Annotated in this window: 15 protein-coding genes, 16 tRNA genes and 1 pseudogene; 3 read left to right on the top strand and 29 right to left on the bottom strand. The window is 43.9% G+C overall.

Annotation, left to right across the window (positions count from 1 at the left end; all coding sequences use genetic code 11):
• Positions 1-3: 3 nt before the first annotated feature.
• The 4 genes from ACMXYT_RS18025 to ACMXYT_RS18010 are packed head-to-tail and all read right to left on the bottom strand — an operon-like array spanning position 4 to position 5,953.
• Positions 4-1,890 carry a hypothetical protein gene (locus tag ACMXYT_RS18025; protein WP_415912985.1) on the bottom strand — a complete coding sequence of 629 codons (1,887 nt, stop codon included), beginning with the start codon at positions 1,888-1,890 and terminating at the stop codon, positions 4-6.
• A gap of 5 nt (positions 1,891-1,895) precedes the next feature.
• On the bottom strand, positions 1,896-3,779 hold the full coding sequence (locus tag ACMXYT_RS18020; RefSeq protein WP_415912984.1) for a hypothetical protein: 1,884 nt from the start codon (positions 3,777-3,779) through the stop codon (positions 1,896-1,898).
• 30 nt (positions 3,780-3,809) lie between these two features.
• On the bottom strand, positions 3,810-4,073 hold the full coding sequence (locus ACMXYT_RS18015; RefSeq protein ID WP_415912983.1) for a hypothetical protein: 264 nt from the start codon (positions 4,071-4,073) through the stop codon (positions 3,810-3,812).
• Positions 4,074-4,099: 26 nt separating this feature from the next.
• A complete protein-coding gene (locus ACMXYT_RS18010; RefSeq protein WP_415912982.1) occupies positions 4,100-5,953 on the bottom strand; it encodes a hypothetical protein in 1,854 nt (617 codons plus the stop codon).
• Between the two features lie 232 nt (positions 5,954-6,185).
• On the opposite strand from ACMXYT_RS18010, the pseudogene ACMXYT_RS18005 reads away from it, so the two are divergent.
• A pseudogene (locus ACMXYT_RS18005) lies at positions 6,186-6,500 on the top strand (DUF6795 domain-containing protein); the annotation flags it as partial.
• On the opposite strand, the gene ACMXYT_RS18000 reads toward ACMXYT_RS18005, so the two are convergent.
• From ACMXYT_RS18000 to ACMXYT_RS17905, 20 genes are all read right to left on the bottom strand, one after another.
• Positions 6,488-6,564, bottom strand: a tRNA-Arg gene (locus ACMXYT_RS18000). The pseudogene ACMXYT_RS18005 and the gene ACMXYT_RS18000 sit on opposite strands and share 13 nt — an antisense overlap.
• Positions 6,565-6,570: 6 nt before the next feature.
• Entirely contained in the window at positions 6,571-6,708 is a 138-nt protein-coding gene (locus ACMXYT_RS17995) for a hypothetical protein (protein ID WP_415912981.1), read from the bottom strand.
• A 139-nt stretch (positions 6,709-6,847) separates the two neighbouring features.
• Positions 6,848-6,924 (bottom strand) — tRNA-Pro (locus tag ACMXYT_RS17990).
• 5 nt (positions 6,925-6,929) lie between these two features.
• A tRNA-Val gene (locus ACMXYT_RS17985) sits at positions 6,930-7,005 on the bottom strand.
• Between the two features lie 2 nt (positions 7,006-7,007).
• Positions 7,008-7,084 (bottom strand) — tRNA-Arg (locus tag ACMXYT_RS17980).
• Positions 7,085-7,276: a hypothetical protein gene (locus ACMXYT_RS17975; RefSeq protein ID WP_415912980.1), complete on the bottom strand. Its 192-nt coding sequence runs from the start codon at positions 7,274-7,276 to the stop codon at positions 7,085-7,087.
• Positions 7,277-7,512: 236 nt separating this feature from the next.
• A complete protein-coding gene (locus ACMXYT_RS17970; RefSeq protein ID WP_415912979.1) occupies positions 7,513-7,809 on the bottom strand; it encodes a hypothetical protein in 297 nt (98 codons plus the stop codon).
• A 51-nt stretch (positions 7,810-7,860) separates the two neighbouring features.
• Complete coding sequence (locus ACMXYT_RS17965; protein ID WP_415912978.1) at positions 7,861-8,016, bottom strand: hypothetical protein; 156 nt, start codon at positions 8,014-8,016, stop codon at positions 7,861-7,863.
• 178 nt (positions 8,017-8,194) lie between these two features.
• Positions 8,195-8,271 (bottom strand) — tRNA-Trp (locus tag ACMXYT_RS17960).
• A 6-nt stretch (positions 8,272-8,277) separates the two neighbouring features.
• Positions 8,278-8,352 (bottom strand) — tRNA-Ile (locus tag ACMXYT_RS17955).
• 1 nt (position 8,353) lies between these two features.
• Positions 8,354-8,429 (bottom strand) — tRNA-Gln (locus ACMXYT_RS17950).
• A gap of 11 nt (positions 8,430-8,440) precedes the next feature.
• Positions 8,441-8,516 (bottom strand) — tRNA-Ile (locus tag ACMXYT_RS17945).
• A 1-nt stretch (position 8,517) separates the two neighbouring features.
• A tRNA-Gln gene (locus tag ACMXYT_RS17940) sits at positions 8,518-8,593 on the bottom strand.
• Between the two features lie 11 nt (positions 8,594-8,604).
• Positions 8,605-8,680, bottom strand: a tRNA-Ile gene (locus ACMXYT_RS17935).
• Position 8,681: 1 nt separating this feature from the next.
• Positions 8,682-8,757: transfer RNA gene (locus ACMXYT_RS17930), tRNA-Gln, on the bottom strand.
• A 9-nt stretch (positions 8,758-8,766) separates the two neighbouring features.
• A tRNA-Ile gene (locus tag ACMXYT_RS17925) sits at positions 8,767-8,843 on the bottom strand.
• A 111-nt stretch (positions 8,844-8,954) separates the two neighbouring features.
• Positions 8,955-9,031: transfer RNA gene (locus ACMXYT_RS17920), tRNA-Pro, on the bottom strand.
• Between the two features lie 7 nt (positions 9,032-9,038).
• Positions 9,039-9,115, bottom strand: a tRNA-Pro gene (locus ACMXYT_RS17915).
• Position 9,116: 1 nt separating this feature from the next.
• Positions 9,117-9,192 (bottom strand) — tRNA-Val (locus tag ACMXYT_RS17910).
• A 2-nt stretch (positions 9,193-9,194) separates the two neighbouring features.
• A tRNA-Arg gene (locus ACMXYT_RS17905) sits at positions 9,195-9,269 on the bottom strand.
• Positions 9,270-9,655: 386 nt separating this feature from the next.
• Between ACMXYT_RS17905 and yidD the strand changes: the two genes are divergently transcribed.
• A complete protein-coding gene (yidD, locus tag ACMXYT_RS17900) occupies positions 9,656-10,063 on the top strand; it encodes a membrane protein insertion efficiency factor YidD (RefSeq protein ID WP_415912977.1) in 408 nt (135 codons plus the stop codon).
• 298 nt (positions 10,064-10,361) lie between these two features.
• Here yidD and mshL read toward each other — a convergent pair whose 3' ends face one another.
• Genes mshL through ACMXYT_RS17880 form a run of 4 tightly spaced genes read right to left on the bottom strand, consistent with a single transcriptional unit; the run spans position 10,362 to position 14,696 of the window.
• Positions 10,362-12,104 (bottom strand): pilus (MSHA type) biogenesis protein MshL, encoded by a 1,743-nt coding sequence (gene mshL / locus ACMXYT_RS17895; protein ID WP_415912976.1) that lies wholly within the window; start codon positions 12,102-12,104, stop codon positions 10,362-10,364.
• Between the two features lie 13 nt (positions 12,105-12,117).
• A complete protein-coding gene (locus ACMXYT_RS17890; protein WP_415912975.1) occupies positions 12,118-12,480 on the bottom strand; it encodes a hypothetical protein in 363 nt (120 codons plus the stop codon).
• The gene (locus tag ACMXYT_RS17885; protein ID WP_415912974.1) at positions 12,473-13,141 is read right to left on the bottom strand and encodes a hypothetical protein; all 669 of its coding nucleotides are present in this window, start codon (positions 13,139-13,141) and stop codon (positions 12,473-12,475) included. Before ACMXYT_RS17885 ends, ACMXYT_RS17890 begins: the two co-directional genes overlap by 8 nt.
• The gene (locus ACMXYT_RS17880) at positions 13,134-14,696 is read right to left on the bottom strand and encodes a hypothetical protein (protein ID WP_415912973.1); all 1,563 of its coding nucleotides are present in this window, start codon (positions 14,694-14,696) and stop codon (positions 13,134-13,136) included. The genes ACMXYT_RS17885 and ACMXYT_RS17880 overlap by 8 nt, the downstream gene beginning before the upstream one ends.
• A gap of 494 nt (positions 14,697-15,190) precedes the next feature.
• Here ACMXYT_RS17880 and ACMXYT_RS17875 point away from each other — a divergent pair, with 494 nt between their 5' ends.
• Positions 15,191-15,700: an endonuclease gene (locus tag ACMXYT_RS17875; RefSeq protein ID WP_415912972.1), complete on the top strand. Its 510-nt coding sequence runs from the start codon at positions 15,191-15,193 to the stop codon at positions 15,698-15,700.
• Here the strand turns inward: ACMXYT_RS17875 and ACMXYT_RS17870 are convergent.
• A complete protein-coding gene (locus ACMXYT_RS17870) occupies positions 15,682-16,194 on the bottom strand; it encodes a hypothetical protein (RefSeq protein ID WP_415912971.1) in 513 nt (170 codons plus the stop codon). The two genes, ACMXYT_RS17875 and ACMXYT_RS17870, sit on opposite strands and share 19 nt — an antisense overlap.
• Positions 16,195-16,506: the final 312 nt, after the last annotated feature.

The following is a 16,506-nucleotide window of genomic DNA, read 5'->3' as shown; positions in this document are numbered from 1 at the left end:
GGTTTATCGAGTTAGTCCGGGGCTTCCCTCTTGATGCTTAACTGAAACTCCATCGCCATTAGGGTTTCCAACATTACTATGCCATTCATACCATTCTGCCGCTGACGGATTCACTTCTTCTATACTCTTGCCCAATAGCTCTTGTGACTTACTATTCATAGCGGCTTGGAAGATATGGCCCTCCGCAGTCTCGATATCAATGTCTCGCTTAACGATAGCTTCTATGCCATATACAACATTCTCTGACTGCTCAAAGTACTTGGCATTATCCAACGTCATCTTATCGTCATAAAACTGATTAATAGCTTGCTCACCATATTCTCGATAATGCTGTTCAATTTTATCTGACATGGCTTCACCAGCGTACTTAACCATTAAATCGACTCGATTATTCCAACTCTCCAGTGCCTCAGTGCGCGTTGGGAAAAAGTCTTTCATCGCTGTGGAGTGTGATGCTGAATAAAGTTCACTATTAGCATAATATACGTCATCCAAATCACCAAACTGATGAGGGTTATCACGAGGCCCGTGCTCAACCACCTCCATGGTCATGTAATCTATCACAAAACCCTTAAACTCACCCATGTAGTTTTCATTCAGCTCTTTTTCGGCAGCTTGCCAATCAAATCCATCCTCGGTGATAAGGTGCTGGAATCGATCCATATATGGAAGGGTGTTATGTATGGCATCCTCATTAGTTGCAAGAGGAGTAGAGCGCATAGAAGAAATGGTTTGCATAGACTCTTCAACCTTATTCATATCCACCTTGCCATCAGCCCCTTGCGACAGTGCTTCTAAGGCCTCAGCATCACTATGAAACTCATTTACAACCACGCGAAACATATCGTGCATATTCTCAATGGTGTAATCAGAAAAGACGCTGATATTGGTATCCGCCACAGCAGAGGTAAGAGAAACATCTGCTGATCCATAGGCGGCATACTGCATTGAATCGGTATCCAATGTGCCCTTGCTTGCAAAATAGGAATTAAGAAGAAGGTTATTGTCCATCTCAAAGAAACAGTGAGCCTCTTCATGATGACTAAAGAAGGCTGCGCCGTTGTTGACCGTGCTCTTTATGCCCGTATTGAGCGGCATGGTATCAGCATAAACCTCACCGTCCGGACTTATGTCATGGTTTGTATCAAAGTCCCTGAAAATCTCACGATTATGGTGAAATAAATATTCACCTTGCTGATTCATTAATACAGGCTTTACTAGATTGTTGTATGCAATTTCAGAAGATGTGTAAGTGCAGGCTTTACCAAGAGAAACTGCGACAAAATCATTAGCGGTGGTGCCGTTTTCAATATTATCACCAATGCCAAAATCATGAGATTGCTCATATAGATAGTCAGTATATGACGACCTTAATTCAGAGGCTGACATACTATCGTAGCCTTCCTTTTTTAACTCCTTGAAGAAGGCGGGAATCTGATCAGCGCGGTAATCATTAGATTCACTCATGTTTTGATGAAATTCACGCACTTCACCATCACTCAGGCCATCAAAGTACTTCGCAATTTCTTCTTTTTGCAGTCCATAAGTAACGCCTTGTGCGCCAACTTCTGCATCTCCGGTATTGCGGAGTATTAATATACCGTTTTTCACATATATGTTATCACGCAACATAGGGTCGCCTTCGACATTCACCTGCTGTTCCGCCACGGTATTTTGCGACTGATCAACCGCAGGGATATGCTCACCATTGGTTGATGCAAGTACATTATTCCCAATACCAATGATTTGCGAAGCCAGAACAAGACCCATGGCTACTTTTTTAAACTTGTCACTGAATTGAAACACAGATTCCCCATGCGATTCAGCAGCCTTTAATTCATAACCAAAATCATTAGTGAATTCATTTGCATTGGTTTTTCTTACACCCAAGTTTTTTACCTCTCCATACCCGGCGTATTGTTTGCTTGATCCATACTGATATCGCGCTCCACTTCTTCAGAGTCGCTTAACCAACTTTCACCAAGCAATTCCTGTGAGTAGCGTTCGTAGGCCTGTTCGATTTCAGAATCAGATGCATTTTTGAGGCTAGAATCATTTTCGATCAAGTAACCTACGATTGTGTATTTGTTATCGGGATCTTCCAGATAATTGGCTTTATCGAGAGCGACTTTTGCATCATAAAACCGATCAATCTTGGTATCGCCAAAATCACGATAATGTTCTATAAGTTGTTCAGTTGCTCCAGCCCCACCAAACCTTTCAACCAAATCAACACGATCATTCCAAATCTGTTTTGCCTCTTCACGTGAAGGGAAGTGATCTTGTAAGGTCATTGCATTAGAAGCGGTATATAGGGAGCGGTAATAGTCATACAAATCCTCGTGATAACTCGGATCTGATAGTGGAGGAGAATCGGTAAAGGCGTACCAGCCCGGCTCATTCTGCTCAATCATATGCATCGTTAAATGCTCTTTTATGGTGTTGCCTAATTCCGCCTCATAGTTTTGTACCAATCCGTCCTCTATAGCATCCCAGTTTAAAGTTGGATTGTTTAAATCATCTTTGTGTCTTTCTAAATGACCAAGGGTATCATGTGCTGGATCATGCATGCTCATAAGAGAGCCCGATCTTAGCGACACTAAACTGCGGTAGGTGTGATCGGCTGCACTGTCGCCCAATCCTAGATTTTTAATATGTTCGGGCGTTATTTCACCGCTTTCTTTCATTTGCGAAGCAATAGTTTCAAAGATGCCATGGTAGTCACTATAAACCTCGTCGATTCTTTCTTTATGCATTTGATTGAAGTCTTGCATCGTCCAGTTATCAGGCTTCAGCCATTCAGCATGTACGGATGCATATGAATACTTCCCTTGCTCAATTAGAGACGCAGCATGTGCTTCTGAGTCAAATTTTTCATTTGCTTTATAGTATTCCCTTAAGAAGTCGCTACTGTTAGGGCCAAATAAACAGTGATTTTCCTCATGCTCATCGATGGCGTGATGGATGCTATCCACTTTATTCTCAACTCCCGTTGATATAGGGGTTGAGTCCAAATAGAGCGATACCATAGACGAAGCATCAGGATTGGTGGTAAAACCATCCATTACCTTACTATTATGATGGAAGAGGAACTCACCTTTATCATTTTCTATTACTTTTCGAAGGTTGGTTTCATATAGGTGCTCATTTGAACTATAGACACAAGCATCACCAAACCGGATTGCAGCGTATCTATGTATCGATATGTCTTCGGGGTTTTTATTGCCCTCTAATTTCTTACTTACTTCGTTAAAGACAGCGGTATAGCCATGCCTAAGATACTCAGGCTGATTTTCATAGGGCTCTAGAATCTCTAACAAGCCTGCTTGGCCCAGTTCTCCGTCTTTATTTACCTGATCAACCATGTTGCTATGGAAATTCATGACCTCATTGTCTTCTAAACCAGAAAAGAACTTTAATATTTCACTTTCCTGCAGGCCATATGTTACCCCCGAGGCAGTATTCCTCGGTGCGCCATCATTCCTTAGGATTAAAATACCATCCTTTACATAGATGTTTTCTTTTATCAGTAAGTTCTGCTGCTCTTGCTGCTCTACTGCAGCAGGTGCGGAATGCCCATATTGGAAAGAATCTTGCTCAAAGTTTGCAGCTGCATTACCAGCTATCCCAGCCAATTGCGTCACCAGTACTGCTGCCGTTGCATATTTTTTAAACCTATCGCTGAATGCAAACATTGAAGCACTATGATCCTGAGCAGTCGCAAGGTCGTGCCCAAAGTCATTAGTAAATTCATGTGCATTTGTTTTCCTAACACCCATAGCGATTTCCTTTATTATTAGACTTATAAATTAATGGATGTTGTCGAACTCGCAAAGTACCGCATTCCCAATTGAACTGGGCTCAAAGATATAAAACTTTTCTTTAGCTCGCATTGCATTTGCAAATTGCCGGTTGTTGATATCTATTTTCAATTGACCATTTCTGCCACTGAAAATGACTTCATTACCCTTTAATGAGACCATACTATCGAAGATATCGATCGACTCATCAAAGACCATGGCAACCATGTTACGTTTACTTAGGTAGATTTCTGAGGGTGTAATTGTTTTCATAATATTAACTCAATCCAGTGTTTTTACTATAAGCTTCTGTTTTGTGTTTCAAGTTCCGGAGCAGACTCCATTGCCTCTTGGCGTAATGCTTCTTGCTGTATTTGCTCCATTGTTTTGCCAGTTAATTGAAGTGCGTATTTATTTTCACGCTGCTCAAAACCGAGATCGGATTCGCTATCAATCGAACTTAGTCGACTGATTGCCTTCTCGAGCCCTGAGGGATCATCAAGATATTTAGCATTATCCAAAGTCATCTTAGATTCATAAAAATGATTAATATGAGCCTCTCCATAGCTTCGATAATGCTGCGCCACGCTGTCACTCATGGCAGAACCAGCATATTTATCAAGCAAATCTACCCGCGCATTCCACAATTGCAGCGCCTCTTCTTGATCTGGAAACAATCCATCAAAGCTTTCTGCATGTGATGCTAGATACAAATCCGTATAATGCATATACATACCGTCTAAGTCCTTATCCTCAGAACCCAAGCCCTCGCTCTCGACCATTTCCATCACTAAGTAATCCTTTATAAAGTCCTCAAATTCCGCATCGTAATTACTTGCGATATTTGCATCAACTAACTCCCAATCCATTCCTGTATGGTTGAAGTGCTCCTTATTTTCCTCCATGAAGCCGAGAGTGTTATGAATCACATCGTAATTGCTAGATAGCGACATTGACCTAATTGCCGCATATGATCGGTAGAGTTGATCCACGGGCGTATCGCCTTCACCCATATTTTCAATAGTGCTTTGTTTTACACTATTTCCTTTATGGCCTTCTGAAGCAATAAACCCAGCTATAGCCTTGGCATCACTATGAAACTCATCAACAGTATCTTTAAAATCGGTGTGTAATCTTTCCATTCTAAGACGGCCTGCCAACTCTAACCTGTAATCAGCAACGACGCCCCGCGTATCCGCTCTGCCAGCTTTTACTGAATCAAGAAGGGCTGTTTGCGAGTCGTATTCTTGTGTATGCTTTAGATATTCAATAACGAATTTCCTACTGCTTCCTTCAAATAGACAATGGTTTTCTTCATGATCAATCGCAAAATCAGATGCGATGCCATGCTTCAATTTTTCCCCTGTAGAAACACCATAAAACCCTGTATACGATGGGATTTTCGGTGTAATCCCTGCGCTCTTAGCAATTGCTTCATTGTGGTGAAATACGGTTTCGCCATTTTCGGTTTCTATAAAGTTCAGCTTCCAATCTTCAAATAGGTTTTGCGAGGCTGTATATACACAAGCTGCACCAAAGGGAAGGGCAACATAGTCTTCCGACAATGTTTTGTTTATTGCTTTCCCAGACATCCCTATTTTGCTGCTTTGATCATGGAGGTAATACGTATAGAAAGCTCGTGCATCATCTGCTGAATTAAAGTCATGGTAATTAAAATCGTCTTTTGCATAAGGCCGTACTTTGCTTATGTATTCAGATGGATTAGCCATATTATTATGAAATGTGAGGACCTGCTCATCAGAGAGGGAGTTGAAGAACTTTTGAACTTCAGCTTTTTGCAAGCCATAAGTAACTCCTGAAGCACTATGGTAAGCGTCTCCAGAATTCTTAAGGATCAACACGCCATCCCTAACATAAATATTATCGCGGAATAACAGCGAATCTTGGTTTGCCTGCACCTGTTGTTCAACTTGAGGTTTCGTTGGAGAGTTATTGACAGTATTGTTCTCATGAGTGGACGCTAGTGCCGTATTGCCAATACCTAGTAGCTGCGCTGCAAGGAGAGTACTCATCGCATATTGCTTAAATTTATCACTGAAATTTAAAATCGGCTTTGAGTAAACTTCACCTGTTGCGAGCATGTGCCCAAAGTCATGAGTGAATTCATGAGCATTGGTTTTTCTGACAGCCATAATGCTATCCTTATTATTATCTATTACTATAATAACAATTAATCTAATTGTGTTCTATGGTTGATTTACAAATGACAGTACTAGGATTCTGTATGTTAGGATTTTTTTTGTGGTAGTGTTGATGAAGATCTTTGGCAATGTGGTGTTATTTTCTGAAGTGACTGGAGTAGTCTTGCGAGATGAGTTACCCGTTGAAGGGATTGTGGTGGAGTAGAAAGCTCATTGGCATTGGGGTAATGAAATGATCTCTAAGCGCACTATTACTGACGCTGAAGGGAGATATTACTTTCCGGAATGGAAAGGGTTTTCTTTATTTGGACTATTGCTTCCTCATGAACCCATCATCACGCAAGTCATTAATTTCATTGAAGGTTATGTGGTTTATGAAGGCTGGTATGCATCTAAGGCTACATATGAAGCTAACAGCGAAGCGGGCGGGGTGCCCTTGAACCTTGTTTGCGACTTAAGAGATGAAGCAGGCCTCATACCCCTTCCAAATAATATGGGAGGGTGGGGCACTTGTAGGGTTAAAGATGGCACGCCATGAGGGATTCGAACCCCCGACCCCCGGAGCCGAAATCCGGTGCTCTATTCCGCTGAGCTAATGGCGTATTTGTCTACTCAAGGTCTCGGCAAAAGAATGAAAGCTTATCTACATCTTCAGGCTTCATGTTGTTTAAAGCCTCAAGAAAAGCCCGCTCAAACTCTTTTTGTATTGTATTGTAATCAATACATTTTACTACGTTTTCACTCATGCGTACTCCTTTAATTGATTAATTGGCACGCAAACTCGCCTACCAATTCTATGGCGGGGGTAGCAGGATTCGAACCTGCGACCTATGGAGTCAAATTCCATTGCGCTACCAGCTGCGCCATACCCCTACGACATAGAATTGGTCTCTGTAACAGGATTCGAACCCGTGACCCCTTGGCCCCCAGCCAAGTGCTCTACCAAACTGAGCTATACAGAGAGAGTTGGTGCTTCGAACTGGATTCGAACCAGTGACTTCCACCTCGTCATGGTGGCACTCTACCAACTGAGTTATCGAAGCATTGGACCGCCTACCGGGACTCGAACCCGGATCAAGAGGTTAGAAGCCTCGTACTTTGAATCCATTAAGCTATAGGCGGTTACCAATCAGAATATTCGGTTGTTAAACCTGCTCTACTGGCATCAAGTATGTTTAATGCCTGCTTTGCTAAATCATCCTGTTTTACTTGATTTGCTGATGAGCTCTCCAAGCTAACCGAACTAATCTTGGAAATGCCTTCGTCTTTAAGTCTTCTTCTAAGCCTTAGAGTGTTGGTCAACTGAATTACCATAGTCTTTCTCCAATCGCCTATTATTCTCTAAGCCCATTAGTGTCTTCTTGAGCTCAAGCTCAATACTGATCAAAACTGCCTTACAAAGATGATACGTTTCATCGCTCATGCCTTACTCCATCTGGTTGTTTTTATGCACACAAAATCCCTGCCAGCCCCTTATAGGAAGGCACTATCGGAATGCTCGTGGTGTGATTTAGAAGTGAAAGAGGGGTACTACTACCTTATGGTTTATATCAAAACTGAAGATTTAAGCGCTTCATAAACTTTAAGCCCAGATTTGCAGCCCATGTATATGGATCTTCCTTGTACGCATTTGTTGATAGGGTTTGATCACCCTTAATGTATCCGTTAAAAATCTCGGCCTGTGATAGGTTAACGTTTAACTTGGCAGCCACGGTCTGTGCAGCTTTTAGTCGCTCCATTTCATCATAGCGCTGACTTGCCCTTGTTTTTGAAGGATTACCCACTGCAGGAAGGCATTCTAATGCCTCACGAACTTCAGCACGAAACGCTTTTAAGCTATCAGACATATTGCAAACCAAACTTGGTTAAAGTTTATTTAACTATAATGAATATGCTGATTAATGCAATGTTTGATGAATGGCTTCTTTTTCTGAATTTGACATCTTTATAAATTCTTCAAATGTACAATGTCCAGTTAGGCTTGCAATGTAATTTAATTCGGATTCAATCACATTAATCAGTGCCATACATCGAACGTGGCTTTCTTTACTCATTTTGACACCTTTAAACTTAGGGGATTTGATTCTAGACTTACTGCCTTTTGACGCTTAATTTCTTCATCAAGCACTTGATTAAACTTACCCTGAAAACGATTTAGCATCTCAATACATTCACTAAGAGCTTGGCAGTACTTACAGTCTTTCATCATGTTTTCCTTTTGGTGTTGGTGTTTGGCAGGTCGGGAGGGACTCGAACCCCCAGCCATCGGATTTGGAATCCGCTGCTCTGCCAATTGGAGCTACCGACCTAGAAATTGGTGGTTCCGGCAAGTACCGATCTTGCGTCCTCGCCCTTATCAGGGGCGCGCTCTGCCATTGAGCTACAGAACCTTGGCTACCGGAGCAGGACTCGAACCTGCGACCTGCGGAATCAGAATCCGCCGCTCTTCCAGCTGAGCTATCCGGCATTTAAGTAAACTGGTGGATCTAACTGGATTTGAACCAGTGGCCTCACCCTTATCAGGGGTGCGCTCTACCAACTGAGCTATAGATCCGTGGCTACCGGAGCAGGACTCGAACCTGCGACCTGCGGAATCAGAATCCGCCGCTCTTCCAGCTGAGCTATCCGGCATTTAAGTAAACTGGTGGATCTAACTGGATTTGAACCAGTGGCCTCACCCTTATCAGGGGTGCGCTCTACCAACTGAGCTATAGATCCGTGGCTACCGGAGCAGGACTCGAACCTGCGACCTGCGGAATCAGAATCCGCCGCTCTTCCAACTAAGCTATCCGGCATTTAAAAACTGGTGGTCCCACCGGGACTTGAACCCGAAACCTTCGTCTTATGAGGACGCTGCTCTAACCAATTGAGCTATAAGACCAGTAAACATTCGCCTACCAAACCTTTGGCGGGGGCAACAGGACTCGAACCTGTGACACCCGGAGTCAAATTCCGGTGCGCTACCAACTGCGCCATGCCCCTTCCAAAGGTTTGGTCTCTGTAACAGGAATTGAACCTGTGACCCCTCGGTCCCAAACCGAGTGCTCTACCAGACTGAGCTACACAGAGAGAATGTTGGTCTCGGTGGCCAGATTCGAACTGACGACCCCGTGGTCCCAAACCACGTGCTCTACCAAGCTGAGCTACACCGAGATGGTGCCTGCTGCTGGAATCGAACCAGCGACCTCCGACGTGTAAAGACGGCGCTCTCCCAATTGAGCTAAGCAGGCGGCACGCATGGAGGGACTCGAACCCCCGACTTCCGACTTCGTAGGACGGCGCTCTATTCCAACTGAGCTACATGCGTATTTTACGTAAATCCATATTTTTAAAGAGCGTTTAACGCCCAAAGCAAAAAGCTCTGAAAGCGTTGCCCTCAGAGCCTAAATACGGATATGTATTGAGAATCTCTCTGAGGGGCTTTACCTAACCACCTCAGAAAGTTGAGATTGGTTAAGTATCGTGGCTAATTATTTGCACACGAACAGGAGCCACTGGCCACACCGGGCTAGGCTGTCTCTGTTGTTGAATGCGAATAATGTTGTTCATCACGATACCTAAAATAAATCTTGAAATTTGAGAATACATACAACTCTACATGACGATTATTACTATGTCAAATATTATTCTCAATATTTTTTAATTTATTTATTCGTGTTATAGTAATCAGCATAAAAACAATAAGGAAACATTATGAAAAAAGTGGCAATTTGGGGAATTCGCCTTTACCAGCGTTTTATTTCTCCCTACAAAGGCTTTCGCTGTGCGCATGCCGCGTACCATAAAGGCGATTCGTGTTCGGGTGCAGTTATCAAGATCATTGCCGAGAAGGGCGTATTAAAGGGCTTTTCATCGATTCGTCAGCGATTTGCTGACTGTGGCGATGCCTACAGGTCAATTATGGAAGAAGAAAAGTCCGAGGGGAAAAAGAGAAAGGATAAGGGCAAGAAAAAAGATAGCCGATGCGATGAGTGCATACCTTCTGGGTGCGTAGATGTGGCCCACTGTATCCCATCTGGTCAGAAATGCGGCGGCTGTGATGGGCCGGGTGATTGTATTCCGTGCGACCTTAGCATTCTAAGCGGAAGACGCCACTACTAGAAAAGAAATAGGGGACCTAAGGCCCCCTTATTCTTGCAGCCCCCTTCAGGGTGTCAGACTACCCAAGCTGCAATTATTATATCGGCAATTAACTTGATGTCTTTAATGCTTTTTTCATTTAGATGCTGGCAGTTATCAGCTCTAATGTCATATATATTTCACCTACTATAATCCCAAACATTCCGTACCACATAATTTCATTGTTGCTTAGTTCATTACCCTTGTAATCTTCATATTTACCCCATACAAAAGCTGGTACCGCTTTCGCAATACCGGCTCATTTCTAACCTGTAACTAACTAGTCAAAGTTTTTAAAACTGGTCAATGTACGCTGAAGCTCATTATCCATTAACTCACTATCGGCCAGTACCGGGCGAAGCAAGATGACCAACTCTGTTTTCTTCTGCGCAGTCCGATTCTGTGTAAACAGGCCACCAAAGATCGGCGCATCTTTTAGGCCAGCAGCACCCGCTTCAGTATCCTTAAGGGAGGAGGTCATAAGACCGCCGATTACGATTACCTGACCACTTTTCGCCCTAACAATACTGTCAGATTCACGAATTGAGCTTAGTGCCAGCGGGATATTGAAATCCGCATCACCAACAACAATCTGTTTTTGCTGATCGAGTACTTCAGATACAGTAGGGTGGACATGAAGTACGATACTGCCATCTTCCGATACTTGCGGTGTGACATCCAATGCGATCCCTGAGAAGAATGGGGTCAATTCGATGCTTGGATTAACCGTCACGTTATCACCGGTAGTCTGCGTAGTTTCAATATCAGTTACAAAGAACTCATCTGAACCGACACGAATAACGGCCTTCTGGTTGTTTACAGTGGATACTCGTGGGCTGGAGAGCACTTGCACTTCACCCTGTGAGTCCAGCAGATCGATAATCGCTGTAAAGTCCTTCAGACTCAGGTCAGCTCGGAAGATCCCTCCAATTAAGTCATTCTGAGATAGAGTAGCACCTGTTTGCTGGAACATTACATTTTTGCCGTTGCCCGGGCTTCCAAGAATTGACCAATTAATGCCGGACTGAAAACCATCATCCAGTGAGACTTCTAAGATCTTAGCTTCAATATAAACCTGACGATGCAGCACATCTTCTGCTTCAGCTAGGTAGTTCCGAACCGTTGCCAGCTCGCTAGGGAATCCTCGAACCACGACAACGCCGGTTTGAGGGGTTACGACAACATGTCGACCTTCGCCCTGAACCATAACAGCCAGCGTTTCTTCCAGCTTACCCCAGAAATCGGACTCGGTTTCTGTCGAGATTTGAGTACCAACGGTGCCGTTATTGTCATTTCCTGCGCTCAAAGAGCCCGCACTCACTTGAGTTTCAGACTGTCCGTTACGCACGATATCTAAATAGTTAACGCGGAACATTTCTGTTTGCAGCGTTGCAGGCACTACCTGATACAGATTTTTCTCAAAGGTATATTCGTAGCCATACATTTTGCGCATCGCTTCCATAACTTCTGGAACCGTAACATTGGAAAGCTCTACAGAGACATTCCCTTCGATGGAGTGGTGCACCATCATGTTATAGCCGGTATTTCGTACCAAGCCCTTAAAAAATTTCTGAGCAGGCAGGTTGTCGACCTTGATGTTAAATCGGGCCTTCTGCAGCTCGGCAATTGTTTTCGGCTTCACTGGTGCTTTTGCTTTCTGCTGGGCTTTTAACTCAGTAGTTTTCTGTGTCGAAACCACATGGGTAGTTGCAGCTTTAGTCGCGCTGCCCACGGAAGGGCCTTGCTCAGTAGTGGTCGATGTAGCCCTAGAGGTCACTGCCTCTTTTGCCTTCATTGCCTTATGTGCTTCCGCCAGATCTTTAATGTTAACGCCACCCCATTGACCATCAGCCTTTACATGAGAATGTGGCGATAACTCATTGAGAAGCTTGTTCATTTGGATAGCCTGCTCCAGTGCTGCAACACTTTCTTGCTTAGGTGTAGGAGACTTCGGCTGGAATGATCCACACCCCGTCATTGCGAGTGCTGATGCAATTGCTACTGTCATTGTAAGGCGCTTCATATTCGAATCCTTATTATTTGCGCACGGCATGTTTAAAATCTGAATCTTGTTTCATTTTGATAACGCGCAGGGATTTACCCACTCGCAGCGTTACGCGATCTGCAGCAATACTTTCCACTACGGCACTACCGACACGGTCATTAATTGATACCCATCGGTTGTTGACCAACGCTGATGGAGCCGTGTCATTACTGAAAATTGCTGTCACCTTGTAATAGGTCACTTTCTTTTTACTTTGAGTTGCAACAGGCTTTTCTGCAGCCTCGATATCAGCCAGTTTCTTTGCGCGCGGAGCAGTAGGATCAAACTCCAAAATTTCAGCGTGAACCGGTGCTGATATCAGCATTGCAACGAGTAGAGAGGAGAACTTAAACACCGAGCCACCCCTCATCATAACTAAGCGTGTGCACTTTTAGGCGAATGTGGGCATAAGGATGCTCATCCACATTGTATTCAAGTACATCCCAGAAGAAGACACCGTCCAAGCCTTCCAGCTTATTGATGTAGTCAAACAAGCCTTGGTACGTGCCTTTCAGCTCCACCTCAAGTGGATGCACGTATAGCAAGGCAGTTACCGCAGCCTTATGCTTTTCTTTTTTATCAGACTTAAGCTCTAACTCTTCCTTGGGAAGATTGCGTACACGCAGAAGTGATACGCCTTTCTCTTTAGTTAAAACAGATTCCATCATGGCCAGCATCTGATCTGGAGACACCAAGCTTGCTGATGCCTCTTTCAGATCACTCTTCTGATCTTTAATCGCTTTTTCAAGCCGATCGATCGTAGCTAGAACCTCTTTGTTTGGATCTATGGCTGTTTGCATCTTTAGAGTGGCAAGGATCTGCTCTTGCGCCTTAATTTGCTTCTCTAGAGCCGAGATCTTTGAGGGCACTGTGTTGATTGTCTTGACCGATGGCTCAAGCATGAACACGAAACTCATTGCACCAATAAAGACCAAGATAGTACCCATGATCAGTGCACGCTCACGCTTACTAATCTTCTTCCACTTCTTTTCGAAATTCTGCCAACGCTTATTCATAAATATTTAGCTCCCCCGCAGCAGTAAACTCAGAAGGGTGTTCTTCACTTTTTACATCCAACTTATCAAACTCGATACCTTTGTAGGCCTCGGCTTTAGCCACAGACTCCAGTAGCTTTGTGACTGCAGGTGGGGTATTAGCATACCCAGTCATACCGAAAATCTTATTTTCTATATCAACTACAAAATGGGTAACCCATGTGTCAATCAGCGTTGCTTTAGAGAACGAGCGCAAGTAGCTAGATAGAGGAATTGTTTGCTTATCCTGAATCTGGTCGATCAGCTGTGTCAGTAGTCTAAGTGATTCCAACTCATTGTTGAGCGAGTCTTTCTTGGCAACTAATTCCGCAGTAGGCTTCATGCTAGCAAGGCGCTCTTGTTCAACTGCAACCTGCTCAATCACTGAAGCCTTCTTTGTCTGGAGGATATTGTGTTCTTTATTTAGTTCACCCGCGTACCACGTTAAGCCCGCAGATAGAGCTAATGTGCCAACACCTAAGCCACCTGTAATGCTTGCAGCTTTGGTAAGTGACATTGAGCCCGTAGTTGTTTTCTTTTGTTTTTTCTTATCTTCAACGATCTTTCCCACACTGATGTGGATCGCCTGTTTAACTTCCGGGGCAATCTTTTTCAGCTGCACATGCCCGGCCATCAATGCTGTGAAGCACTGACCTAATACGCCATCTTCTATATCAACCTTCAGGCTGACAAGCTCACGAATAGGGTAGTACTCGACATTAACCTGAAGCATCTCATGAAGCAGGCCTGCAAACTCACTACCACCTGCCTCAGGCGGGAGGTAGAGGGTATCCGTCATCGGCCCGCCGACCTGACTGCGGAAGTAGTCAAATGTTCGCTGAATCTCAAGAATTGCCTGCTGAACCCGTGAGAAGTCTGTTTCGCCCGAGTAATCCATTTGGCGAGTCATGTACAAATGCTTATTTGCAAGCATGTTGATTGAGCTTTTCGCTCCACCAATGGAGAGTACACCAATCGCCGCATCACCAGCCTTACTGCTTACTGGCAATGATGCTGCGGCCTCCGGAACAGTAATGCCTTCCAGATGTAGCCCAACTTCTTCACACCACCTACTTAGGACATCTACGCGCTGCTTACTGACCGTACAGCTATACACCATGCACTCACGCGATCGATACGCATCATTAGGCAAAAGCATGAAGTCATTCAGTCCGGTTTGAAGATCTAAGCCTGTGAGTTCTGCAGTTTCCCACAAGAGGGCACTACTAAGCTCCTCATCAGGAACATTAGGCTTTTTAACAAGATTAAGATGGTAATCTGATGGGTTAAGTACAAAAAGGGCAGGTGTATTAGATATACCTGCAGCAGAAACAGCCTTCTTTACATCCGACATGTCCTGTGTAGCCACATGCTCACAGACATTCACTTCACCGCTTGCGGTGAAATGAACTAAGCCAGTACCATGCCCATCAAACGACAGGACAGTAAGGCCACCGCGCTTGCTGCCTATTTTGCCTTTCAGCCTCCCCATAAAAGAAGGGAGTTTGATGTTAATGCTTGGAAGTTTAAGTTTCATTTTTTATCTGCAGACACCACACAACAAGGCTAATTAGTATCTCCCAGCCAGATTCGATGTCACACCTTAATATATGGGTTATTAATCGTTGTGCCATAATAACAAAAAAAATCCACATGGCAAGTTTTTATTTGCCTTATAGTATTGGCTTATTGGCTGTAAGGCTTTAATGTCACCTACATATTCACTGGATTATATGGCTTAGCTCAGTATAATACTATCATGATAAAAAAGACTAGGAGCTTCTTTTGCTTAAAGTATCCATTGCACTCACCTGCCTGACCCTAGCTGCCAACACGGCACTTGCGGCCTCAACATTCGCCGAGCCCGTGCTGCAGAATAAAACCATCACATCTTTTAATAAATCAAAGAAGCTACTCACTGCACAGGTGTACAACGATCACCGTCGCACCTTGTATTGTAACGCGGCATTTACTGCCTCCGGTAGAATTCATTTACCTGAAGGGTTCCATACTACGAAATATGTTAAGCGAATGAATAAGCTTGAGTGGGAACATGTGGTCCCCGCAGAGAATTTCGGTCGAGCCTTTTCAGAGTGGCGGGAAGGTCACCCAGAATGCGTCACCTCCAAAGGCAAGACGTACAAAGGTCGACGCTGTGCTGAGAAAGTTAATGTGACCTACAAGTACATGCAAGCAGACCTGCATAATATCTTCGCAGCAGTGGGTTCTGTTAACGCTCAACGTCTTAATTACAAGTTTACTGAACTCCCATCGGCGGAAGTGGACTTCGGCACCTGCGCTATGAAAATTGACAACAAACAGGCTGAACCCCCAATTGGGGCGAGAGGTAGAATCGCCCGGGCCCACCTCTATATGGATGACGCCTATAAAATCTTCAAACTAAGCAGTCAGCAACGTAAGCTAATGGAAGCTTGGGATAAGATGTACCCAGTTTCAGCTTGGGAATGCACACGCAATGTACGCATTCTCCAAATACAGGGCAACTCCAACCCTTACGTAACTCAACGCTGCGTTAATTGATCCATGGGTATAAACTGGAAGGGTGGGGCTAGACTCAACCCTTCTGCTTCTGGGTTCTCTACCAAACTACACGCCTGTGGATTGGGAGCTCCGCCCTCCATAAGATCTAGTGCCTGATAGAATGGCTTCTCATCAGTGTTAGACCGACTCCACGCAAACAGAATGCAGTCACCATCTTCAGCATCATTCAGACACTTTCTAATCCGATCAGCTGTGACTTTCTCACCCGTATCCCCCATATAGCGAAGGACATTGCGCCTTACACCCCCGAGACGTTCGAATAGAGCACATTTATACTCCCCGAGTGGATTCTCATAATCAAGCTTTCGCTGAAACGAGTCAGCCTTGGCAAATGTATATTGGGTATATATCACTTTCTTGTGCCCCAAGACATCTGGCATCGTACAGCGGTAGAAGGGGAGGAGCTGAGCTTGATCTCCGTCCGTAAACCCTGCATTAAAAACGATGTCTACCACCAACCAGTTATTACCCATTTCTTTGTCCAAGTCTATTTTACAATAGGGTTACTATAGCACATGGCCAGTTTTATTTTAAATCATAGGTTTATGGAATGTTTTCTGATTTAAAAAGTTTGTTTGTCTGACACATCGCATACTATGATCACTCATGTATACACCCTATTGATGAGATACCTTTAAGCTCGACCTTGATGCATGATTAGGTGTTTACAAGGCAATTTGAAATTAGGCTTCATTAAAAATTAGTTGAATAAAAGCAGTATGTTATATCGCCATTTGCAGTTTATAAAGCCTATGTGTATTGAAAGCATATATTACCATTGATAA

The sequence above is a fragment of the Neptuniibacter sp. QD37_11 genome, from assembly GCF_047778105.1.
Classification (GTDB): domain Bacteria; phylum Pseudomonadota; class Gammaproteobacteria; order Pseudomonadales; family Balneatricaceae; genus Neptuniibacter.
Note: the sequence above shows the minus strand (reverse complement) of the source record. Positions and strands in the feature narration are given on the sequence as shown.